Source organism: Arachidicoccus ginsenosidivorans, from assembly GCF_007971385.1.
Taxonomy (GTDB): domain Bacteria; phylum Bacteroidota; class Bacteroidia; order Chitinophagales; family Chitinophagaceae; genus Arachidicoccus; species Arachidicoccus ginsenosidivorans.
Genome location: NZ_CP042434.1, coordinates 4,630,662 through 4,649,129, shown reverse-complemented (window position 1 = coordinate 4,649,129; position 18,468 = coordinate 4,630,662). Strand labels below are relative to the sequence as shown.

13 protein-coding genes and 1 pseudogene are annotated in these 18,468 nt (G+C 40.9%); 4 read left to right on the top strand and 10 right to left on the bottom strand.

The window, feature by feature from the left end; translation table 11 throughout:
* Nucleotides 1–43: 43 nt before the first annotated feature.
* From FSB73_RS18690 to pdhA, 4 genes and pseudogenes are all read right to left on the bottom strand, one after another.
* Nucleotides 44–820 carry a (Fe-S)-binding protein gene (locus FSB73_RS18690; RefSeq protein ID WP_225974171.1) on the bottom strand — a complete coding sequence of 259 codons (777 nt, stop codon included), beginning with the start codon at nt 818–820 and terminating at the stop codon, nt 44–46.
* Nucleotides 821–938: 118 nt separating this feature from the next.
* Nucleotides 939–1,415 carry a 6,7-dimethyl-8-ribityllumazine synthase gene (gene ribH / locus FSB73_RS18685; protein ID WP_146785669.1) on the bottom strand — a complete coding sequence of 159 codons (477 nt, stop codon included), beginning with the start codon at nt 1,413–1,415 and terminating at the stop codon, nt 939–941.
* Nucleotides 1,416–1,423: 8 nt separating this feature from the next.
* Entirely contained in the window at nt 1,424–2,113 is a 690-nt protein-coding gene (locus FSB73_RS18680) for a tetratricopeptide repeat protein (RefSeq protein ID WP_146785666.1), read from the bottom strand.
* Between the two features lie 26 nt (nt 2,114–2,139).
* Nucleotides 2,140–3,038: pseudogene (gene pdhA, locus FSB73_RS18675) on the bottom strand (pyruvate dehydrogenase (acetyl-transferring) E1 component subunit alpha).
* A 344-nt stretch (nt 3,039–3,382) separates the two neighbouring features.
* Between pdhA and FSB73_RS18670 the strand changes: the two are divergent.
* From FSB73_RS18670 to FSB73_RS25580, 3 genes are all read left to right on the top strand, one after another.
* On the top strand, nt 3,383–5,152 hold the full coding sequence (locus tag FSB73_RS18670) for an ABC transporter ATP-binding protein (RefSeq protein ID WP_146785664.1): 1,770 nt from the start codon (nt 3,383–3,385) through the stop codon (nt 5,150–5,152).
* A 92-nt stretch (nt 5,153–5,244) separates the two neighbouring features.
* Complete coding sequence (locus FSB73_RS18665) at nt 5,245–6,444, top strand: ABC transporter ATP-binding protein (protein ID WP_225974170.1); 1,200 nt, start codon at nt 5,245–5,247, stop codon at nt 6,442–6,444.
* Nucleotides 6,441–7,016 carry an ATP-binding cassette domain-containing protein gene (locus tag FSB73_RS25580; RefSeq protein WP_225974861.1) on the top strand — a complete coding sequence of 192 codons (576 nt, stop codon included), beginning with the start codon at nt 6,441–6,443 and terminating at the stop codon, nt 7,014–7,016. The genes FSB73_RS18665 and FSB73_RS25580 overlap by 4 nt, the downstream gene beginning before the upstream one ends.
* Nucleotides 7,017–7,288: 272 nt before the next feature.
* On the opposite strand, the gene FSB73_RS18660 is transcribed toward FSB73_RS25580, so the two are convergent.
* The 4 genes from FSB73_RS18660 to FSB73_RS18645 form a co-directional block, all read right to left on the bottom strand.
* On the bottom strand, nt 7,289–9,844 hold the full coding sequence (locus tag FSB73_RS18660) for a T9SS type A sorting domain-containing protein (protein ID WP_146785661.1): 2,556 nt from the start codon (nt 9,842–9,844) through the stop codon (nt 7,289–7,291).
* A gap of 372 nt (nt 9,845–10,216) precedes the next feature.
* On the bottom strand, nt 10,217–12,583 hold the full coding sequence (locus FSB73_RS18655) for an ATP-binding response regulator (RefSeq protein ID WP_146785658.1): 2,367 nt from the start codon (nt 12,581–12,583) through the stop codon (nt 10,217–10,219).
* A 105-nt stretch (nt 12,584–12,688) separates the two neighbouring features.
* Nucleotides 12,689–13,315 (bottom strand): response regulator transcription factor, encoded by a 627-nt coding sequence (locus FSB73_RS18650; protein ID WP_146785655.1) that lies wholly within the window; start codon nt 13,313–13,315, stop codon nt 12,689–12,691.
* Between the two features lie 14 nt (nt 13,316–13,329).
* Nucleotides 13,330–14,139, bottom strand: a complete 810-nt coding sequence (locus FSB73_RS18645) for a hypothetical protein (protein WP_146785652.1) — start codon at nt 14,137–14,139, stop codon at nt 13,330–13,332.
* A gap of 361 nt (nt 14,140–14,500) precedes the next feature.
* Between FSB73_RS18645 and FSB73_RS18640 the strand changes: the two genes are divergently transcribed.
* On the top strand, nt 14,501–15,613 hold the full coding sequence (locus tag FSB73_RS18640; RefSeq protein ID WP_262712661.1) for an RNA-guided endonuclease TnpB family protein: 1,113 nt from the start codon (nt 14,501–14,503) through the stop codon (nt 15,611–15,613).
* Between the two features lie 393 nt (nt 15,614–16,006).
* Here the strand turns inward: FSB73_RS18640 and FSB73_RS18635 are convergent, their stop codons facing one another.
* Nucleotides 16,007–16,474 (bottom strand): ABC transporter permease, encoded by a 468-nt coding sequence (locus tag FSB73_RS18635; protein ID WP_146785645.1) that lies wholly within the window; start codon nt 16,472–16,474, stop codon nt 16,007–16,009.
* Nucleotides 16,429–18,396: an ABC transporter permease gene (locus FSB73_RS18630; RefSeq protein WP_146785642.1), complete on the bottom strand. Its 1,968-nt coding sequence runs from the start codon at nt 18,394–18,396 to the stop codon at nt 16,429–16,431. The genes FSB73_RS18635 and FSB73_RS18630 overlap by 46 nt, the downstream gene beginning before the upstream one ends.
* Between the last annotated feature and the right edge of the window lie 72 nt (nt 18,397–18,468).

Below are 18,468 nucleotides of genomic sequence, written 5' to 3'. Positions count from 1 at the left end.
CTTTGTTTATAGCGCTTTTGGCTAATTATATTTAAAAGCCCAATTAATCCCAGCCACTGGCAAGAACATCAGCCAGGTGCAGGCTTTTAATGGACACTCCTTTTTTGCCGGCGCATCCGCCAATATGCATCAGACAACTCATGTCAGTAGAAATCAGATAATCTGCCTTGGTGTCCAGTGCATGGCCGATTTTTTGATCGGCCATGGCCACACTGATGGGATTGAACTTTACCGCAAAGGTACCTCCAAAACCGCAACAAGTTGTCGTGTCCTCCATTTCTACGAGTTCCAACCCTTTTACATGGGAGAGCAGCTTTCTGGGTTCGTCCTTAATGTGACATTCCCTGAGACCGGCACAGCTATCATGATAGGTGGCCCGCCCTTCAAAAGTTGCACCTACGTCCTCCACTTTCAGTACATTGACCATAAAATCAGAGAACTCAAAAATGCGTTCACCAACAGCCTTTACATCATGTATCAATGAGGAGTTTTCAAATAACTTACCGTAATAATTACGCACGAACCCGACGCAACTGGCACTAGGAGCAACAATAAAGTCATCCGATTTAAAATCATCCAGAAACTTTTTGCAAACCGATTTAGCTTCGTCGAAAAAGCCTGCATTAAAAGCGGGCTGGCCGCAACAGGTCTGGTTCGTGTTATATTTAACATGGCAACCTGCTTTTTCCAATACTTTCACCATATTAAAGGCAACAGTAGGATAGAGCTGGTCTATAAAACAGGGAATAAATAATTGAACATCCATATCATTCAAAATAGAAGGGTTATCTTCAAATAGTGGGCAATCTGACTTAATCACCAGCACTAAAAAAAGGGATATAACCAAAAACCTTGCTAGAATAACAAAGCTACCAAAAACTTGTCTGGCAAAATAAGGTCTCCATCCTTTCTTTTGAGACACTGCCCAGATCAGGCGATCAAAGCGCCCGGTTCATTGCGATCATTTTAAGGGCCGTAATTGCAGCCTCTTCACCTTTATGCCCATGAATACCACCGGTTCTTTCAATGGCTTCCTGTTCATTATTAAGGGTTAAGACCCCAAATATGACAGGTACGGGTAATTGGAGATTAAGTGCCGTCACCCCATCGGATACCATCTGGCAGACATATTCAAAGTGGGGCGTTCCTCCTTGTATAACCGTGCCCAGCGTTATAAAGGCATCCGCCTTTTTTGCAGCCACCTGATCATAGCGCTTTACAGCAAAAGTGAGTTCCACAGCACCCGGTACGACAATGGTTTTATAAGAAACGCCGGCTGCCTGCAAAACCCGGATACATCCTTGTTCCAACCGGTCCACCAGGTGCGCATTCCACTCAGTCTTTACCAGGACAACAAAGGCATCCGCTAATTCAGGGATGCCTTGTGTCAATACGTTATTTCCAGTACTGGCCATATCGTTGATTAGTTTGTAGTCTGAACTTCCAACCTGTTCAGGTACTTTTCAGCCTGTGTACCTTTGACTGTATTTGGAAATTCATCTTTTAATTTTTTATAAATTGCAATGGCATCATTTTTCTGCCCGGCAAGTTCACTTAACATACCTGCTCTAAACAGATATTCTGAAGCGTTTACTGCATCATCTTCAAAAGTGGCAGCTGCTTTTTTATAGCTGCTAATTGCCTCCTTATTTTGTTTCAGCTCACTGTAAGCATCCCCTAAAGCACCATAAGCCATCATTTGAACCTGCTTTTGATCTGTGGAGAAGTCCTTGAGATATTTTACTGCATTTTGGAAATCGCCGATATGAAGATAAGCCGCTCCTGCATAATATTTAGCCAGATTGCCTGCAGGTGTGCCACCATAGCTCTTGATAATACCCAGCGCGCCGGTGCCATCTCCGGCACCATTTAAAACAGCCTTATAAGCTGCAGTATCCAAGGTTGGCTGAAACGCCGCCTGTTGAAAATGCGCCTGAACAACAGCTAATTGCTCATTAGCACGATCTTCTTTTGGTGCCTGGATAAATGCCTTATAAGCAATAACGCCCAAGACAGCAATGATAATAATTGCAACAATGGTCAGAAGCGTTTTTTGGTTTTTATACCAAAAGGCGGTAAGATCTGCACTGCTTTTTGCCTGATTGTAAGCCATAAATTGTTTTGATTTTTAATATGAGATTAGTCTACAATAAATTCATAATTGGGATCTGCATAGACGTCTTTTAACACTTCGCTGGCATCCGGGAATGGACTTTCTTCTGCGAATTTCACAGCAGCTTCCACGACATCTTCAATACGTTTGTCAATTGCAGCGATTTCCTCATCGGTTGCAATCCCCTTTTCTTTAATAGTATGCAAGGTCAAAAGTATCGGATCTTTGGATTTGTATTCTTCCAACTCTTCTTTGGTCCGGTATTTACCCGGATCAGAAATAGAGTGTCCTTTATAACGATAGGTTTTGATTTCTAAAAGGGTAGGGCCACCTTTCTCACGCGCACGCTTTACGGCTCTTGATACAGCCTCATGCACTGTTTCAGGATTCATACCATCTACAGAATCACCCGGCATTTCAAATCCGTCTGCTAATTTATAGATATCCAGTACGTTAGAGGTTCTTTCGATGGAAGTCCCCATGGCATAATGGTTGTTTTCACAAATAAATACAACCGGTAGGTTCCAAAGCATCGCCAGGTTGAATGTTTCATGGAGTACACCTTGTCTGGCAGCACCATCCCCGAAAAAACAAAGGACCACGTTATCTGTGCCACGGTATTGCTCAGCGAAAGCCAGTCCGGCACCCACACCTATCTGACCACCTACAATGCCGTGCCCACCAAAGAAATGGTGTTCTTTGCTAAAGAAGTGCATACTTCCGCCTTTACCCTTCGCACAACCAGTTGATTTACCATAGAGTTCAGCCATTGCTTCATTGGGGTAATCCCTTTGGCCATGCCCAGACCATGATCACGGTAAGCCGTAATAAATGGGTCTTCCGGACGAGTTGCTGTCATACAACCGGCAGCAATTGCTTCCTGTCCCACGTAGGCGTGGAAAAATCCGCGGATTTTTCCTGCCATTTTATACTTTTCTTCCGCTTTAAGCTCAAACTGGCGGATTAATTGCATCAGTTCATACCAATACAAATAGGTTTCCTTCGAAAATTGAGTATTTGTAGCCACGATAATAAAATTTGAGACGCAAATATAGTAATTAATTCCAGAAATCAACAGCGAATGACTGATTGGTTTTCCCTAATAACCAAAAAGGTGACTGAGGCAAACACGCCTTGAGGATCAAGGCGCTTTGGCCACAGTTTAGCCTAGGCTTCAAACCGCTATTTGTACATTTACCGATGGAAGGCTCCGTTTTATCGAAAACTTGTAACAAAATAGAGGGCATTTCCACTATTTTTGCCCCTACGATGAAACAGAATACATCCTCACCAAGGGGCCGGGGAAAAGACGGCCAGCCAAAAGCAAATATATTCAAAGTATTAAAGCCTTATAAAGGCCTACTGGCCGGGCTACTCATTTTTGCCCTGCTCAGCAATTTACTGAACCTGGTCATACCCAAAATTATTGAAAAGGGTATCGATAGTTTTACCCATCATACCTACCAGTTATCCTCAATACTCACGGTTTTTCTAATAGCCACCGTGAGTATTTTTGTTTTCAGTTACCTGCAAAGTATCATACAGACCTATGCCTCTGAAAAGGTGGCTCGCGATTTAAGAAAACAACTGGCAGACAAAGTCTCCCATCATTGCTATAAACAAATACAGGCGGTTAGTCCAAGTAAGATATTAACCAACCTGACCTCTGATGTAGACGCCGTAAAAACCTTTGTCTCTCAGGCAATTGTCTCCATTGTATCCTCCTTAGTTTTAATTATTGGTGCCGCTATTTTGCTGATCAATATCAACTGGAAACTCGGTTTACTCGTGCTACTAGTCATTCCTATTATTGGAGGCGCTTTCTTTTTGGTATTTAAAAAGGTAAAAGCGCTTTTCAAAAGATCTCAGGAAATCTTAGATAAGCTCAACAGGGTCATTAGTGAAGCTATTTTAGGATCTGCGCTGATTCGGGTACTGAATGCCCAATTGCCCGAATATTACAAATTTACAGAGGCCAGTGGAGAGGCTAAAAATCTGGGGCTGTCCATATTGCGCTTATTTGCGCTTTTGATACCGGTCATTGTATTTACCGCCAATATGGCCAGACTGATCGTCCTTGGCATGGGTGGCCATTTTGTGATTTCCGGTTCTATGACCCTGGGAGAATTTGCCGCCTTTAACAGTTATATCGCCATTCTGATTTTCCCGATTTTGATTATAGGTTTTATGAGCAATATCATCGCCCGGGCCTCTGCCTCCTATGGGAGAATCCTGCAGATCCTGGACGCCCCGGACGAAAAGCAAGGCGGCGATTTTGAGAAAACCCTGGTAGGAAATATCGATATTCAGCATTTAGTTTTAGCCTACGGTGATAAAAAGGCGCTAAAGGATGTATCCATTTCTATCAAAGCGGGTTCAAAAACAGCCATCATTGGACCGACAGCAGCTGGCAAGACCCAACTTTTGTACGCACTCACAACGCTTATTCAACCCGATAGTGGTCAGGTTTTATATGACGGTGTGCCGCTCGATGATTATGACCAGGAGGTATTACTTAGGCAAATCGGCCTGGTATTCCAGGACGCCGTTATTTTTAATATGAGCTTACGGGAAAATATTGCCTTTAATGCAGAGGTTTCACCCGAGCAAATGCAAAAGGCCATTGATACAGCCGAATTGGGTGATTTTATAGACTCGATGCCTGAGGGGCTGGAAACGATCGTCTCAGAAAGGGGTGATAGTCTTTCAGGTGGCCAGAAGCAAAGAGTCATGCTGGCAAGAGCCCTTGCCGGAAGTCCTAAAATTTTATTACTCGATGAGTTTACAGCAAGGGTGGATAAACAAACTGAACAAAAAATCTGGAACAATGTCGCTAAAAATTATCCTGGCATCACCCTGGTATCTATTACCCAAAATCTTCAGCCGATCATGGATTATGAACAAATCGTTTTGCTGATGGAAGGGGAGGTGGTAGCCAAAGGAACCCATCAGCAGCTCATGCAATCCACACCAGAATATGTACAGATTTATCAATCCCAGCAAAGCCTGAACGCTTACGAACCTGTAGCTGCCCAGTAAGACTGGCTTTGAAAATCCTCCCGGCATTATGCCAGTGAAGATTTTCGGTTGGTATAATGCACTATTTATTGACGTTATTAATTTTCTAATACATGAATTACGATTTAAAACTGGCGCCCAAAAGCTCTACAAAGGCTGCTTTAAAAAAAATGCTGCAGTTTCTTCGTCCCGAGAAAAAGCAGTTGGTCATTGCGCTACTAGTCATGATCCTGAACTCAGGGATCACCATGCTAACGCCTTATCTGATTGGTTATACCATCGATCATTATATTCAGACAGGACAGTATCACGGATTAATGGTTTATTGCGGAATTTTGTTTGGACTATACCTGATTTGGGCCTGGACCGAATACATGCAAACAGAAGTGATGGGCTCCATCGGACAGCGAATGCTTTATAGTTTGCGCAATGAGGTTTTTGGAAAATTGCAGTCATTGCCGGTTAGTTTTTTTAACCAGAATAAATCGGGAGATTTAATCGCCCGCATCAATAATGATACGGATAAGGTCAATCAGTTTTTCTCCCAATCCCTTATGCGGTTTATAGACAGTGTTTTTGCCATGACCGGCGCCATGATATTTCTTTTAAGTATTAACCTGAAACTGGGTAGTGCAACCCTTGTGCCTGGTGTTTTTATTTTGCTTTTTGTATTACTTGTTTCACCATGGGTCAAGAAGAAAAATGCCGTCAGCCTGAACCGCTCTGGTGGACTCAGCGGCGAGATCCAGGAAAGCCTGCATAATTTTAAAACTATTATTGCTTTTAATAGAAGAGATTATTTTAGAAGACGTTTCAAAAATGCCAATCAGGAAAATTACAAGGCAGCACTTCATGCGGGTCTGGCCAACAGTATTTTTGTTCCGGTATTTGCGTTATTTTCTAATCTGGCCCAACTCATTGTCCTGACCTATGGGATTTATCTGATTTCGGTCGGGCAGTTTACCATCGGTTTACTAATTAGCTTTATTGCCTATGCACAGAATTTCTATCAGCCACTCAGGCAACTTGCCGCGCTGTGGGCTAGTTTTCAGACCGCCATGGCAGCCTGGGACAGGATCTCTGTTATCATTGAGCTTAAAGCTGATTTGCAGCAATTACCGGTTGGCGAAGATAATAATATTGGTGTCGTAGATATTCATAAAAATGCACCTGTTATTGAATTTGACCATGTATTTTTTGAATACCCTGGTGGCAAAAAAGTACTCAAAGACATTAATTTTTCCCTGCAAAAAGGGAAGACTTATGCACTGGTTGGCCCTACTGGGGTGGCAAAACAACAACGGCTTCACTGATCGCCAGGCTTTATGATCCCACCTCTGGGCAGGTTTTACTCGATGGTCGCGATATAAGAAGCTTTACGCCTGAACAGCGTACTGCCAAAATAGGTTTTATTCTTCAGGAACCATTCTTATTCTCCGGTTCCTTAAGAGATAATATATTATATGGCAATGAACCCCTCAAAAATCTGGATAATCAGGCGCTGACCAGGCTCATGGATCAGATGGGACTCAGTGGTCTATTGATGCGCTTTGAAAAAGGGCTGGATACGCCTCTTAGCAGCGCAGTAGATGATATCAGCCTCGGACAAAAACAATTGATTGCCTTTATACGGGCTGTCATCAGAAAGCCGGAGGTATTAATACTAGATGAAGCAACGGCTAACATTGATACCGTAACAGAACAGTTGCTGAGCGAAATCCTGGAAAAACTACCGAGTTCGACAACCCGGATTATTATTGCTCACCGACTCAATACCATTGAAAATGCTGACGAAATTTTCTTTGTCAATGCAAAAGAGGTCACAGCAGCCGGTACTTTTGAACATGCCCTGGAATTATTATTAAAAGGCAAAAGGGTGAGCTAATAAAAACTTTTCGGTTTAAGCCTAAAAGCTTTCATGTTGCAAATGATAGCATTATTGGATTATTGGCCATAGCGTCAATACTATATTAATCCAATCTGTACTCGATCGTATTTAAAAACAAGCATCCCCGCAGGAAAATAAATCTGCAGGGATGCTATTTTTTTGATCATCTATTCAATATGATCCTCTTTACGCCAAAATCAAAACAAAGTCGATTCCAAAGTTTAGTGCATTTAGTTCACATAAACCGGCTTTAAAACCCATTATGCGTCCTATTTTTTGATAAATTTAAACTGATGTCCGTCTATCAGTACAAAGTATACTCCTTTAGCCAGATTTTGGATACCAATTTTTGCAGGCTGCGAAGCTCCATTAATAGTCGCACGCAATACTTGTCTGCCCGTACCGTCATAAATACTAGCAATTCCAGACACACCACTGATGAAAATATAATCATGCGCTGGGTTAGGATACAATTTAATACTAGTATTAGCCGGGGCTTTTATGGATGCGATAGGACTCCAGGATGATTTGCCGTTATTATCAATAATGGAAAGTTTATATTGGGTCTCTTTCACACCAGGTAATACTTTTTCTTCATAATGATAGGTGCTGGTATTGGTGGTGGTGCCTTTGCCCGCAATATACGCGATTTTTGACCAGGTTACCCCCATGTCTGTGCTGCGATAGAGCTCAAATCCCTTATTATCAAGCTCAGTGGCAGTTACCCAAATCAGCTGATTCATTCCATCTTTATAACTGCCATCAAAGTTTTTCAGATCAATGGCCAAAGTAGTCTGTTTCACGGTGACGGTAATCACATTAGAAGGGACGGGAGGTTGGTTTCTGTCGGTTGCATTATCCAATCTACGGTAATAAGTCGTACTGGTTATCTCGTCTATGGGCTGATAACCCGCATCTGTTGCACCTTTTATGTTTGTCCAGTTTACACCATCTGTCGACACTTGCCATTGATGGGTTATGTTAGCACCAGTTGTCGTGCTTGCTGCGGTTATTTCTGTGAACGCTGACGGTATGCCCTTATCCTGAATAGTCTGATCCTGACCAATTTGGCCCGCGCTAAACTGTTGAATGCAGATATTATCCTTAAAATCATTATTCGAGCTGTCGTTATCCGTAGATACGCGTACCATCCCTTTATTATCCAGATTGCTGGCAGCGTCTGGTGCTACCTGCACCTTCATAGTCAGTACAGGAAAGTCCCCTCCAGAAGGAATAGATCCGTTATATACTGCTGTCACAATGCCGCCATTCTCAGTAACGATCCAGCCATTACCTGCCCAACCAACAAAGCTCAGACCAGCCGGCAGTGTATCAGTAATAGTCGTGGTAGTTCCTGTCGCATCCGGGCCATTATTTTTTACACGCAGATAAATCTGATCGCCAGGATCACCCTGATAGAAAATATCCTGGTGCGTAGCCTTAATACTAAGATCAGTTGCAATGATCTGGGTGCTGACCTTTGCATAGTTATTGGTCAGATCCGCGTCAGTGATGCCGGTATTATCCGGATTTATTGCAGCACTATTCGTGATGGCTCCACCGCTGGGTCTTTTGTTCACAGTAACATAAGCAGTCAGCGTGGCTTCTGTGTTGTTGTCCAAGGTTGCGGCCCCCATATTCAGATGCGCTTTAAAAGTAGCACCATCTGTCGTTTGGGAAGTGATCACATTTTTGGCATTAACATGATCATTCCATACGATGCTGTCTAAAGTATAGGCATCTTCAGGTAACAGATTCCCCTTTGCATCGCGCAGTGTATCAGTCAGTATCAAATCCTTTAAATCTGCAGTAGTCGCATTGGTTACATTCACACTATATTTGAGTTGCTCTCCAACAGCGGCACTTGTTTTGTTGACGCGCTTATCTATACGGACGCCACCTGGGGTCGTAACAAAAAGATTGCGGATTTCATGATAATTAAAACCTTGCCCAGTAGAGGCTGCAAAGCCGACTTTCATTAATGCAGGTGGCTTATCGGTAGTGGTATAATCCAAAAGTTTAGCAAAGCTGCCACCCACACTTGTTGCCCACCTTACCTGAATATGGTATTTGTTGCCTGCAACCGGATCAATCTGAATCTGAATCCGGCGATAAAATTTACTGGCAGAAGGACGATTCTTAACAATAGGCACATAGTCAACTGCATTATTTTTCCCCAGAGTGGTGCCAGCCAGATATTTATTTGTTGTACTATTATTACTAGTGGTTGGCCCCCTTAAGACAATTGCATTGGGTGTAAAACCCGGCCCCCCATTTCTGCCTTCATTCGGGTTAGAGAAATTACCATATTCATCAATACCAATACCCAGATAGCCCCCTTTTAATCCAGGCTGTGTTGTCTCCCCGGACTTTATATAATTGGCATATCCCAGTGAACCGCCATAACCACCCAATTGAAAACTTCCTGGCCCATAGGTAGCATCAAATAAGTATATGGAAAAACCATCAGCCCCTCCATAGGTAGCCACGGCATCTGCCCAGGCGGTATATTCAAAATCAATAAATACACCCAGTGATGACGGGAAACTTTTGTTGATATACGCATATCCTTTTTGTTGATAGGCGGCCTTGGTAACCCGCAGCCAACCTTCACCTATCGGATCTTCCTTTCCAGAGGTCAGGTAGGCGGCAGGTGAACCGCCTAAAATAATTGCATTATCCACATTGCTACCCTTAAAATCCTGTTTAATGGTAAACTGGGCCTGGGAATTCAAGTACATTAGTACCATACCCAGCGCCAACACCCAGGCCAGGATACGGCCATAGTTGGGTGCCTTTTTGCTTGAAGTAAAATTTCTTTTCATGTTGTTTGTTGTTGTTTTTTTGTGGTTGTTTTTGTTGATTGTGCCACAAGTAAAGCACAGAGCATCCGCATACAGCCAGTATATTAATACTGCTGCTGGCCACCTGCGCCTGCAGGCAAGGCCTTAAGTCATGGATATAGTTTAGAAGGGCAGTGGCGACCAAAAAGCAAGGGTTCAATGCTTACTGGACGACTGTCTCAGCTGGGCAGTAGGGTTTCTGCCTAAACTTTATCTCCTTAAATGCCGGATAGACCCATCCGGTGCTTTCTTGTTGATTTAAAGGTTTTTAATTGTTTGTTTTGGGAAATGTTGAAGGGTGCTTTTTATATGTATTGATTTACCCTTTGCTGTTTGTTTAAAATATCCTTTTTATTAGTTACTGGGCATATGAACGATTAAATCATTGACCAGATCAAATAACTCTTTAGGTTCAAATGGCTTTAAAAGCCAGCCATTAAAATTCTCTACACTAGGACTGCCATTACCCCTTATTTGTGGCTGTTGCCCACTGACGCCCATTATGGGTACCTGCCTATTGGCACTATTATGAGACCTAACCAAGTTGGCCAGTTCATAGCCATCCATATCCGGCATGGAAATATCTGTGATGATCAGATCAAAAACCTGCTTCGCACATTTTTCAAGCGCCGCCCGTCCACCATCAGCTTCTGTGACCAAAAAGCCACCTCGCTTCAGTAGCATGGCTAAATAAGTCCTGTTGAGCAAATCATTATCCACAACCAAAACTTTGAGGCCGGTTTTTGTGGCGATGGGGTCTTGGTTTTTATGCAGGAGTTGCTCAGTTTTTGGCGTCTCCATCTCTTTATTAACAACTTGACTTGTACCATCCTCAACGTTCACAGATCCAAGTACAGCTTTTGTTTGTAGTTGCTTTTTTGTACTACTGTCCCATTTATAAGGAAGTTCAATATAAAATGTGGTGCCTTTACCAACGACACTTTCTACATCAATTTTTCCTTTATGAAGTTCAATAACCTTTTTTACGATGCTGAGTCCTAGTCCAGTGCTGCCTTCTTTTATTTCTCTTCTGTGAACCGCTGTCACATAGGCGTCAAAAACAGAGCCGCCCATTTTACTCTCAATTTGTCCGTCAATACCAATACCGGTATCTTTAATCGCCAGTGCCATGATGCAGGTTTCTGCATTTTTCTTGTGCAGGGAAGCGGCGATCCTGATGGAACCACTGTCCGTATATTTTATAGCATTACTGAGTAGATTAATCAGTAATTGCCTGAGTTGGAATGCATCCCCGATCAGCGTCGTATTTAAGGCACTGTCCAGACACTGTTCCAATTGTAAATTTTTTCTTTTAGCCTGCAGGCGTAACCCTGAAAGTATTTCCCGGATCACCAGTAAGGGATTAAAAGGAATTTCAGCTAATTTAAATTTTCCTTTTTCCATTTTGGTATAATCCAAAATATTATTGACCACGGATAAAAGCATCCCGGAGGACAGTTTAATAGCATCTATTACCTCTGACTGCTCACCGGATTTATGGTCCGTGGAAAGCTCGTTTGCAAAACGTGTTATAGAATGCAGTGGTGTACGAATCTCATGACTCATCGTCTCTGCAAATTCACTTTTAAGTCTTGCGTATTCTTCAGCCTTCTCTTTCGCACTTTTAAGCTGGTTGCTATTTTTGAAAAGGCGCTGTAAGATCCAAATGATAATCAGGGTCAATAACAACCCAAATACGATTAATAGCGTATTACCAAAGCGAATATCATTGGCGATAGAAAATGCATTTTTACTCAGTAATGCTTTTCTTTGCTGCTGTTGTTCAAGGATCGTAGCCTTCAGTGAGGCGAGAATCTTCTGCAATCCCTGCAATAAATTATGATTGGCACTCAAAAGTGCTCTTTCCTTGGACTTTAAGGCCATAAACATAGCTGCTTGCGCCATTAGCGCATTGCTTTGACCTTTTAAATCCTGCTTTCTAATCTGATAAACCGAATCCAGACTTCGCTTTTGAATAATAACCGTTTGATTTATACGCTTATACTGCTTATTGGTTATCGCATCTCTGAGTCTAGTTAATAATTTTCTTTTTGGAACAGCTGGCAATACCGATTTTACCATGGTCGTATCCATGGAAGCCGGTTGCCGGTTTTTGAAAGCAAAGGTCTCATTCTCCTCTTTTTGAGGATGATTTACCTGGTTATCAGATAACTGCAGAAGGGAATCCAGTAATAATCTTGCCTGAATATATTGCTTGGTACGCTGCGCTTTATCTGCAATAAGCGTTTCCATGTGCGCACTATCCGCGAACTTTCCATCTGAACGGGTTAATGAGTCTAAAATGACCGATACCTGCTGCAATTGATGCTGATAAGCCAATGCAAAAACAGAGTCTTTTTGCAAAATATATAACCTACAGTTATTTTCGGCCGCATATAACAGTCTGATGGCCTCATCAACTCTGTCTATACTGGAACGGGTTTCTGACAAATCCCCGACTGCTTTTGCCAACTTATCGGTATCCCTTTGGTTGATAAAAGCCAGGATGGAAAGACAGGACAGAGCCAAGACCAAAAATATAACCGTTATAAAGCCATAACCCTGATTTTTATGAGTCTGCCTTTTATCATTGTACCCTTGTTTTTTAATAATAAAGTACCGGGCTTGGGAGGGGTCTAGCGTATTTACATTCATGTTGATTGTATATCCTTCGCCCGGCACTAGATTATCGGTTCTTTCAAACCGAAATGCTCCATTCAATCATTTCCAGTGCAAAAATATAAGGTTGGAAAACAATAACATGTAGATATTGTTGAATTATTATGTAGTAAAATTATGACAATAAAATGCTTACAATTATGATTATCAATTTTTTAGCTCTAACACCTTAATCAGATCCGGTATATTTTGAATTTGTAATTTTTCGAAAATTCTGGTTTTATAGGTACTAACAGTAGATACGTGTAAATGTAATTCCTGTGAAATCTCTTTTAGACTTTTACCACTTACCAGCATATTAGCAATGGCAATTTCCCGGTTGGATAACTTCTCCAGTGGTCTGGATTTGCCCTTGCTGGCTTTATAAAACACTAAAGAGTCTTTGACTGCTTCACTTACATATTTACCATTATTAAATATCTTCTCCAGGGCATATTTCATTTCCTCTTCCGAGGCGAGCTTGTTTAGAAAACCATCCGCTCCTGATTCAATATAGCGCATGGCATACACCTCCTCATCTAAAGAAGAGAAAATGAGTATTTTACAACTCCCTGAAAATCTTTTAAGTAGATTGTATGCATTTAAAAAACTACCATTGGGCATAGATACATCTAAGATATATAAATCATAAGGGCTCTTTTGCGCCATTTCAATCACTCTTGCATAATCAGGCGCTTCCTCCACAAGGGCACCTGGCCTTAGTTTACGGATCATCATTGATAATCCATATCTGACAATCCCATGGTCATCTGCGACCAATATTCTTTCCTGCATGTACTAATTTTAATTTAAATCATTTCCAGGTTGTAAGGAAGGCTAAATACTAAATACTGTTGACTGATTTGCGTGCCAGGCACTGCTGTTTTCAAACAGTTTTCCTGGTCTTGCAATACAGTATTTTTTTGTTGTAAACTGCTGTTAAGCAGCTTTCCTCCCGCAACCGCCAGTATTTCATAAAACATTTTGGTGGCCCACTTACTGGTATCCTCACCCAGCCTGGCAGCAGAGATGCTTCCGTTTTCTTTTAAAAAATCTTCGTCCAAATTAAAGGCCGCTGCTGAGACGCCAACTTGTAGCATTTGACCGCCGTCCTGTTCCTTAATAGAAATAACCAATGGCTCCGTTAATGTTGTTTGCACTTCCGCCACTTTGCTCAACAAAAAGCACAATACTTTTACAAATACCCTGGTTGCTTTTATTGGCAATCCGTTTATCTGAACAGACAGTTTACCCATTTTTGGAATGGAAGTCAACAACATCGATTCAGTCAACATCACCATTTCTGCGTTTGTGCCTTCTTTTTGCGCCGCCAAAGCATTTAGAACCTGAATATAATTTTGTATCACCTTAAGGGTATAGATATTATGTTGGGTGGTTAGGTTTAATTCTTTGAAAGTATTCTCAGGTAAACTGTCCTGCTCAAGATTTTGATCCATCAATCTGGTAACCCAGTTTATATTACCTAAAAGTCCACTAAAATTATGAAATAAAATTTCCAGCCATTTTTCAGAATTATAAATAATCACCTTCAATTGATCACTGTTTTTAGGATCAATCGTGCTCCTCTCACGCGGAAGTTCTGTTTTTGGTGTTTTCATGTTCGTTGTTCATTTTAGTCAGGGTATGCCTAAAAATACAATAATTATTGGATTATTTAAACATATAAGCCGTTCAATTTGACAATATCTGGTATAAATATCATCAAAATCATTTAAACCTGATAAAACATGACTGTTTTTTCTGAAAAACTTTGCAGGGTCTACCAGCCAAAAATAAATGGGATCTAAGTCAAGTTAAGTCCTTTATTTATTGCCCATTAATTCATTGTCCTTTTTCTTGGGTTGAAACCACCGCCTTTAGGCGGAGGCTTAAGCTCAAGAATTGGCTTGAAAAATAATTGTAGTTTTTTATGCTAAATATTTGTGTATACTAAAATAATTGTCTATCTTTGTCAAAGATATGGTAGTTGTTGCGCAAATAAAGTTAGTTCCAGATCGGGAGCAATTTGGTCTGTTAATGGAAACATTAACGGCAATGAACCTTGCCTGCAACCAAATATCAGCGGTGGCTTTTGATAACCAGTGTTTTAACAGAATAAGGTTGCATAAGCTAACTTACTACGCTATACGGGAGGATTTTGGACTTAAATCCCAAATGACCATCCGGGCTATTGGTAAGGTTGCAGATGCATACAAGGTTAAAGCCAAAAAGGCTACAGGTCCAATCGATACCCAAAGAACCTTCAGATTAAAAGGGGCGGTAGCATTTGACTGTCGTATGATCAGCTTTGATCTCTCCAGTGATAGTTTAAGCATTCTTACACTCGAAGGAAGGCAAGTAATGAAATTTGAGGTTGGAGATAATGCCCGTAATTTGTTGGCATTTCAAAAGGGAGAATCAGATTTGTTTTTTCGTAACGGTCACTTTTTTTTAAATGTCAGTTGTGATATCCCGGAACCCGAATTAATAGATCACGAAAATATGATCGGCGTTGATTTGGGCATCAATCAGTTAGCGACTTTGTCTACTGGAGAGTCTTTTGATGGCCAGCAGACTGAAAAGGTACATAAAAAAAACCAAGCCAAAAGAACTGGTCTTCAAAAAAAGAAGACGCGTTCTGCAAAAAGAAAATTGAAAAAAAACTCTGGAAAAGAGAAAAGGTTTAAAAGGAATGAGAATCACATTATAAGTAAAAGAATAGTGGACGAGGCCAAACGCACCGGATCTGCAATAGCGTTAGAAGATCTAACAGGTATTCGCAGACGGCAAAGGGTTCGCAAGAGCCAACGTTCCAGGTTTTCTGGTTGGGCATTTCATCAATTACGCCAATTTATCATCTATAAGGCTAAGCTGGCCGGAGTACCTGTATTTTTGGTACCACCAGCCTATACTTCCCAAAGATGTCATAAATGTGGACATATTGAAAAAGCAAACCGGAAAACTCAAAGCGAATTTGTGTGCTGCAGCTGTGGTCACGGTGACCATGCGGACAAGAATGCAGCATTAAACATCGCCGAATTAGGCTGCAGTCAATCAGCCCATGGTCGCGTTGTCGGATTTATCCGACAGTAGTGGCAAGCCCTCGCCTTCTAGGCGAGGGTATGTTGACTTTTCTATCCCTAAAAATCCGGGGCAAGGCCCATATTTTATTTTTGAAAATGCTTGTATAAGTCTTCCATTAGTCTACTCATTAAATAGATTAGTTTTAATTGTAATTTTTAAGAATTAATTGGGAAAATAAGCAAATTATTTCTGCCCATCAAAGCTAATAGCAATAGGTCTACTGAAACAACATAGTAAAACTTAAATTAAAAAATGAAGCCTGGTTTATTAATTTAATCAGTACCGGGTCATGTACACACAAAGTGCTTAAAAATTAATATCATTTAAGCAAATTTTCTTTGTGGGGTGCCTTAACATAGTCAAAGTTCAGCGCTATAAAATAAACTTTTTCAAAAGAAGCATTTATTCATCTCTTAAACTAGCTACTGGGTTCGCTTTGGCAGCTGACACAGACTTAAAGCTTATACTGATAAAAGCAATCAACAGCGCCAAGCTGCCTGCCAGGGCAAATAACCACCAACTCAATTGAGTTTTATAAGCGTAATTTTGCAACCACCTATTTAGTGCATAATAAGCAAAGGGCATTGCCACAAAAAATGACAGAATAACAAGTCCGACAAATTCTTTAGAAATAAGTAGAACAATATTTGAAACAGTGGCACCCATCACCTTGCGAATGCCGATTTCTTTGGTTCGCTTACGTACCATAAGGGAGACCAGGCTAAATAAACCTGAACAAGTAATCATAATGGCCAATAAAGCAAATATATTAAACAACTTAGTCAGCCTTGTTTCGGTGTCATATAATTTGGCAATGCGTTCATCTACAAAACTGTAATCAAAGGCGCTTTTAGGAAAAAAGTCTTCCATTTCTTTTGTATAAACCGTAAGGTGGCTGCCGTATTACCGCCTGCAATTTTTATATACATATAACCGAAACGCAAGGGTTGGCTATTAATATGGATTGTTACATAAAGATTTTTCTCCTTTAGCGAGAGTGCCTTAAAATCGTCAATCACTCCAATGACATAAGCGCCCAATCCTTTAACTTCTCTGCCAACAGGATTTCCTTTTATATCATATGCTTCCAGGAGTGCCTTAGAAATATAAGTCGGGCTAAGTCCTTTTTCCTTCAAAGAATCTAGTGATGAACTATGAGCGGTATGCACCATATTGTTTGCAAATGCTTTCCCTTCAATTACCGGTACATCCAGGGTCTTTATAAAATCAGCGTCACCATCAATGGTTGCTACTCGTATCCCTTTTGAAGAGTCCTTAGGGCTGGGTCCCGTGAAGGTGGATCCATAAGTTTTCCCGACATTTAATCGCGACATAGATGTGGAAAGGATCATTGGATTCGTTTGCAATTCATTTTTGAAGGCACGCTCTTTTTGACCATAATCCTGAAAATTGAGTACAATCAGATTGTGGTCATTGAATCCTAAATTTTGATTATTTAGAAAATTTAATTGCGCATGCACTACCAGCGTGGCCACGATTAAAACAATCGAGATCGCGAACTGGATAATGATTAGCGCCTTTCTTAATCCCAGATTAAAACGAAATCCACTTGGTAGGGAGCCTTTTAAAGTGTTCGCCGGGTTTAACCTGGATAAGAACAGAGCAGGATAGAGACTGCAAAGTAAACTGGCGATAATACCAATGCCCGTAAACAACAAAATCGACTGGTAATTCAACAAAAACGAATAAGTGCTCTTAAAATTCAATAGGTAATTAAATGGATGCCAACATAAGATGGCCAGCAAAAGCGCTATTGGCAATGCGACGACAAAATATATAGATGATTCTCCCAGAAATTGAATGATCAATTGCTTTCTTTTAGCACCAAATAATTTTCTGACACCAATCTCCTTGGCTCTATCCAGGCTGCGTGCGACTGTCAGGTTGATAAAATTAAAACACCCGATAAGTAGGATCAAAAGCGCAATGCTCCCATAAACATATACGTATTTAATATCACTGATATTGTAATTTTCAGGAAAATCCCGGATACCCGACGCCCTTAAATGAATATTTTTAACCGGCATGAAATCAACCTTAGCGTTATCAAATTCATACTTGGTATACAGGCCTTCCAGTTTTTGTTTCACCTGCTGAATTGTATTATTCTTACCCAGCATAATACAGGTCGATCCGGAATTATACGCCATATAATCCAGGGGTTTGGTCACTGGTGGATGATTCATCAGGATTCCTGCACTAAAAAAGGTATTTGCTGGTAAATTTTGAATGATACCCGTTACTGTATAGGCAACAGAATCAGTAGCATATAATATAGTTCCTAGGGCAGGTATTTTGCCAAATAGATTTTTGGCGCCTTTGGGCGTCAATACTAATGCATTGGGGTGTTTAAAGGCCATTTTAGCATTGCCCGATAGAAATTTAAAATCAAACATGCGGAAAAAATCATTATCCACACTGGTCACATGGACCTTTTGAATCTCTCCACTATGCTTAAAAAAAGAAACTTGCTTATCATCTAAAGAAGTCTGGGCCTCTATTTCTGGAATTTCTCGTTGTAGGGTAGGTGATAAGGCAATGGGCGTAGCAGCCGATGTATAGCTTTCTGCTTTAAACGTCAATTTATTTAGGACCTGGTAAATCCTTGGCGCATTACTATACCCCGATTCAAAGGAGGTCTCATAGCGGATATAACCAATAATCAGCAATACACAAGTAAGCCCCACGGTAAGACCTAGTAGGCTGATAAAGGCATTTGTTCTGTCTTTTCTAAAACTCCTGATCCAAATCAAAAAATAATTTCGTAGCATAGCTAATTTTTTACGCTTCCAAATCAGCCTAAATAATACCAAAGTGCAACATACTGTTAATTACTATTTTAA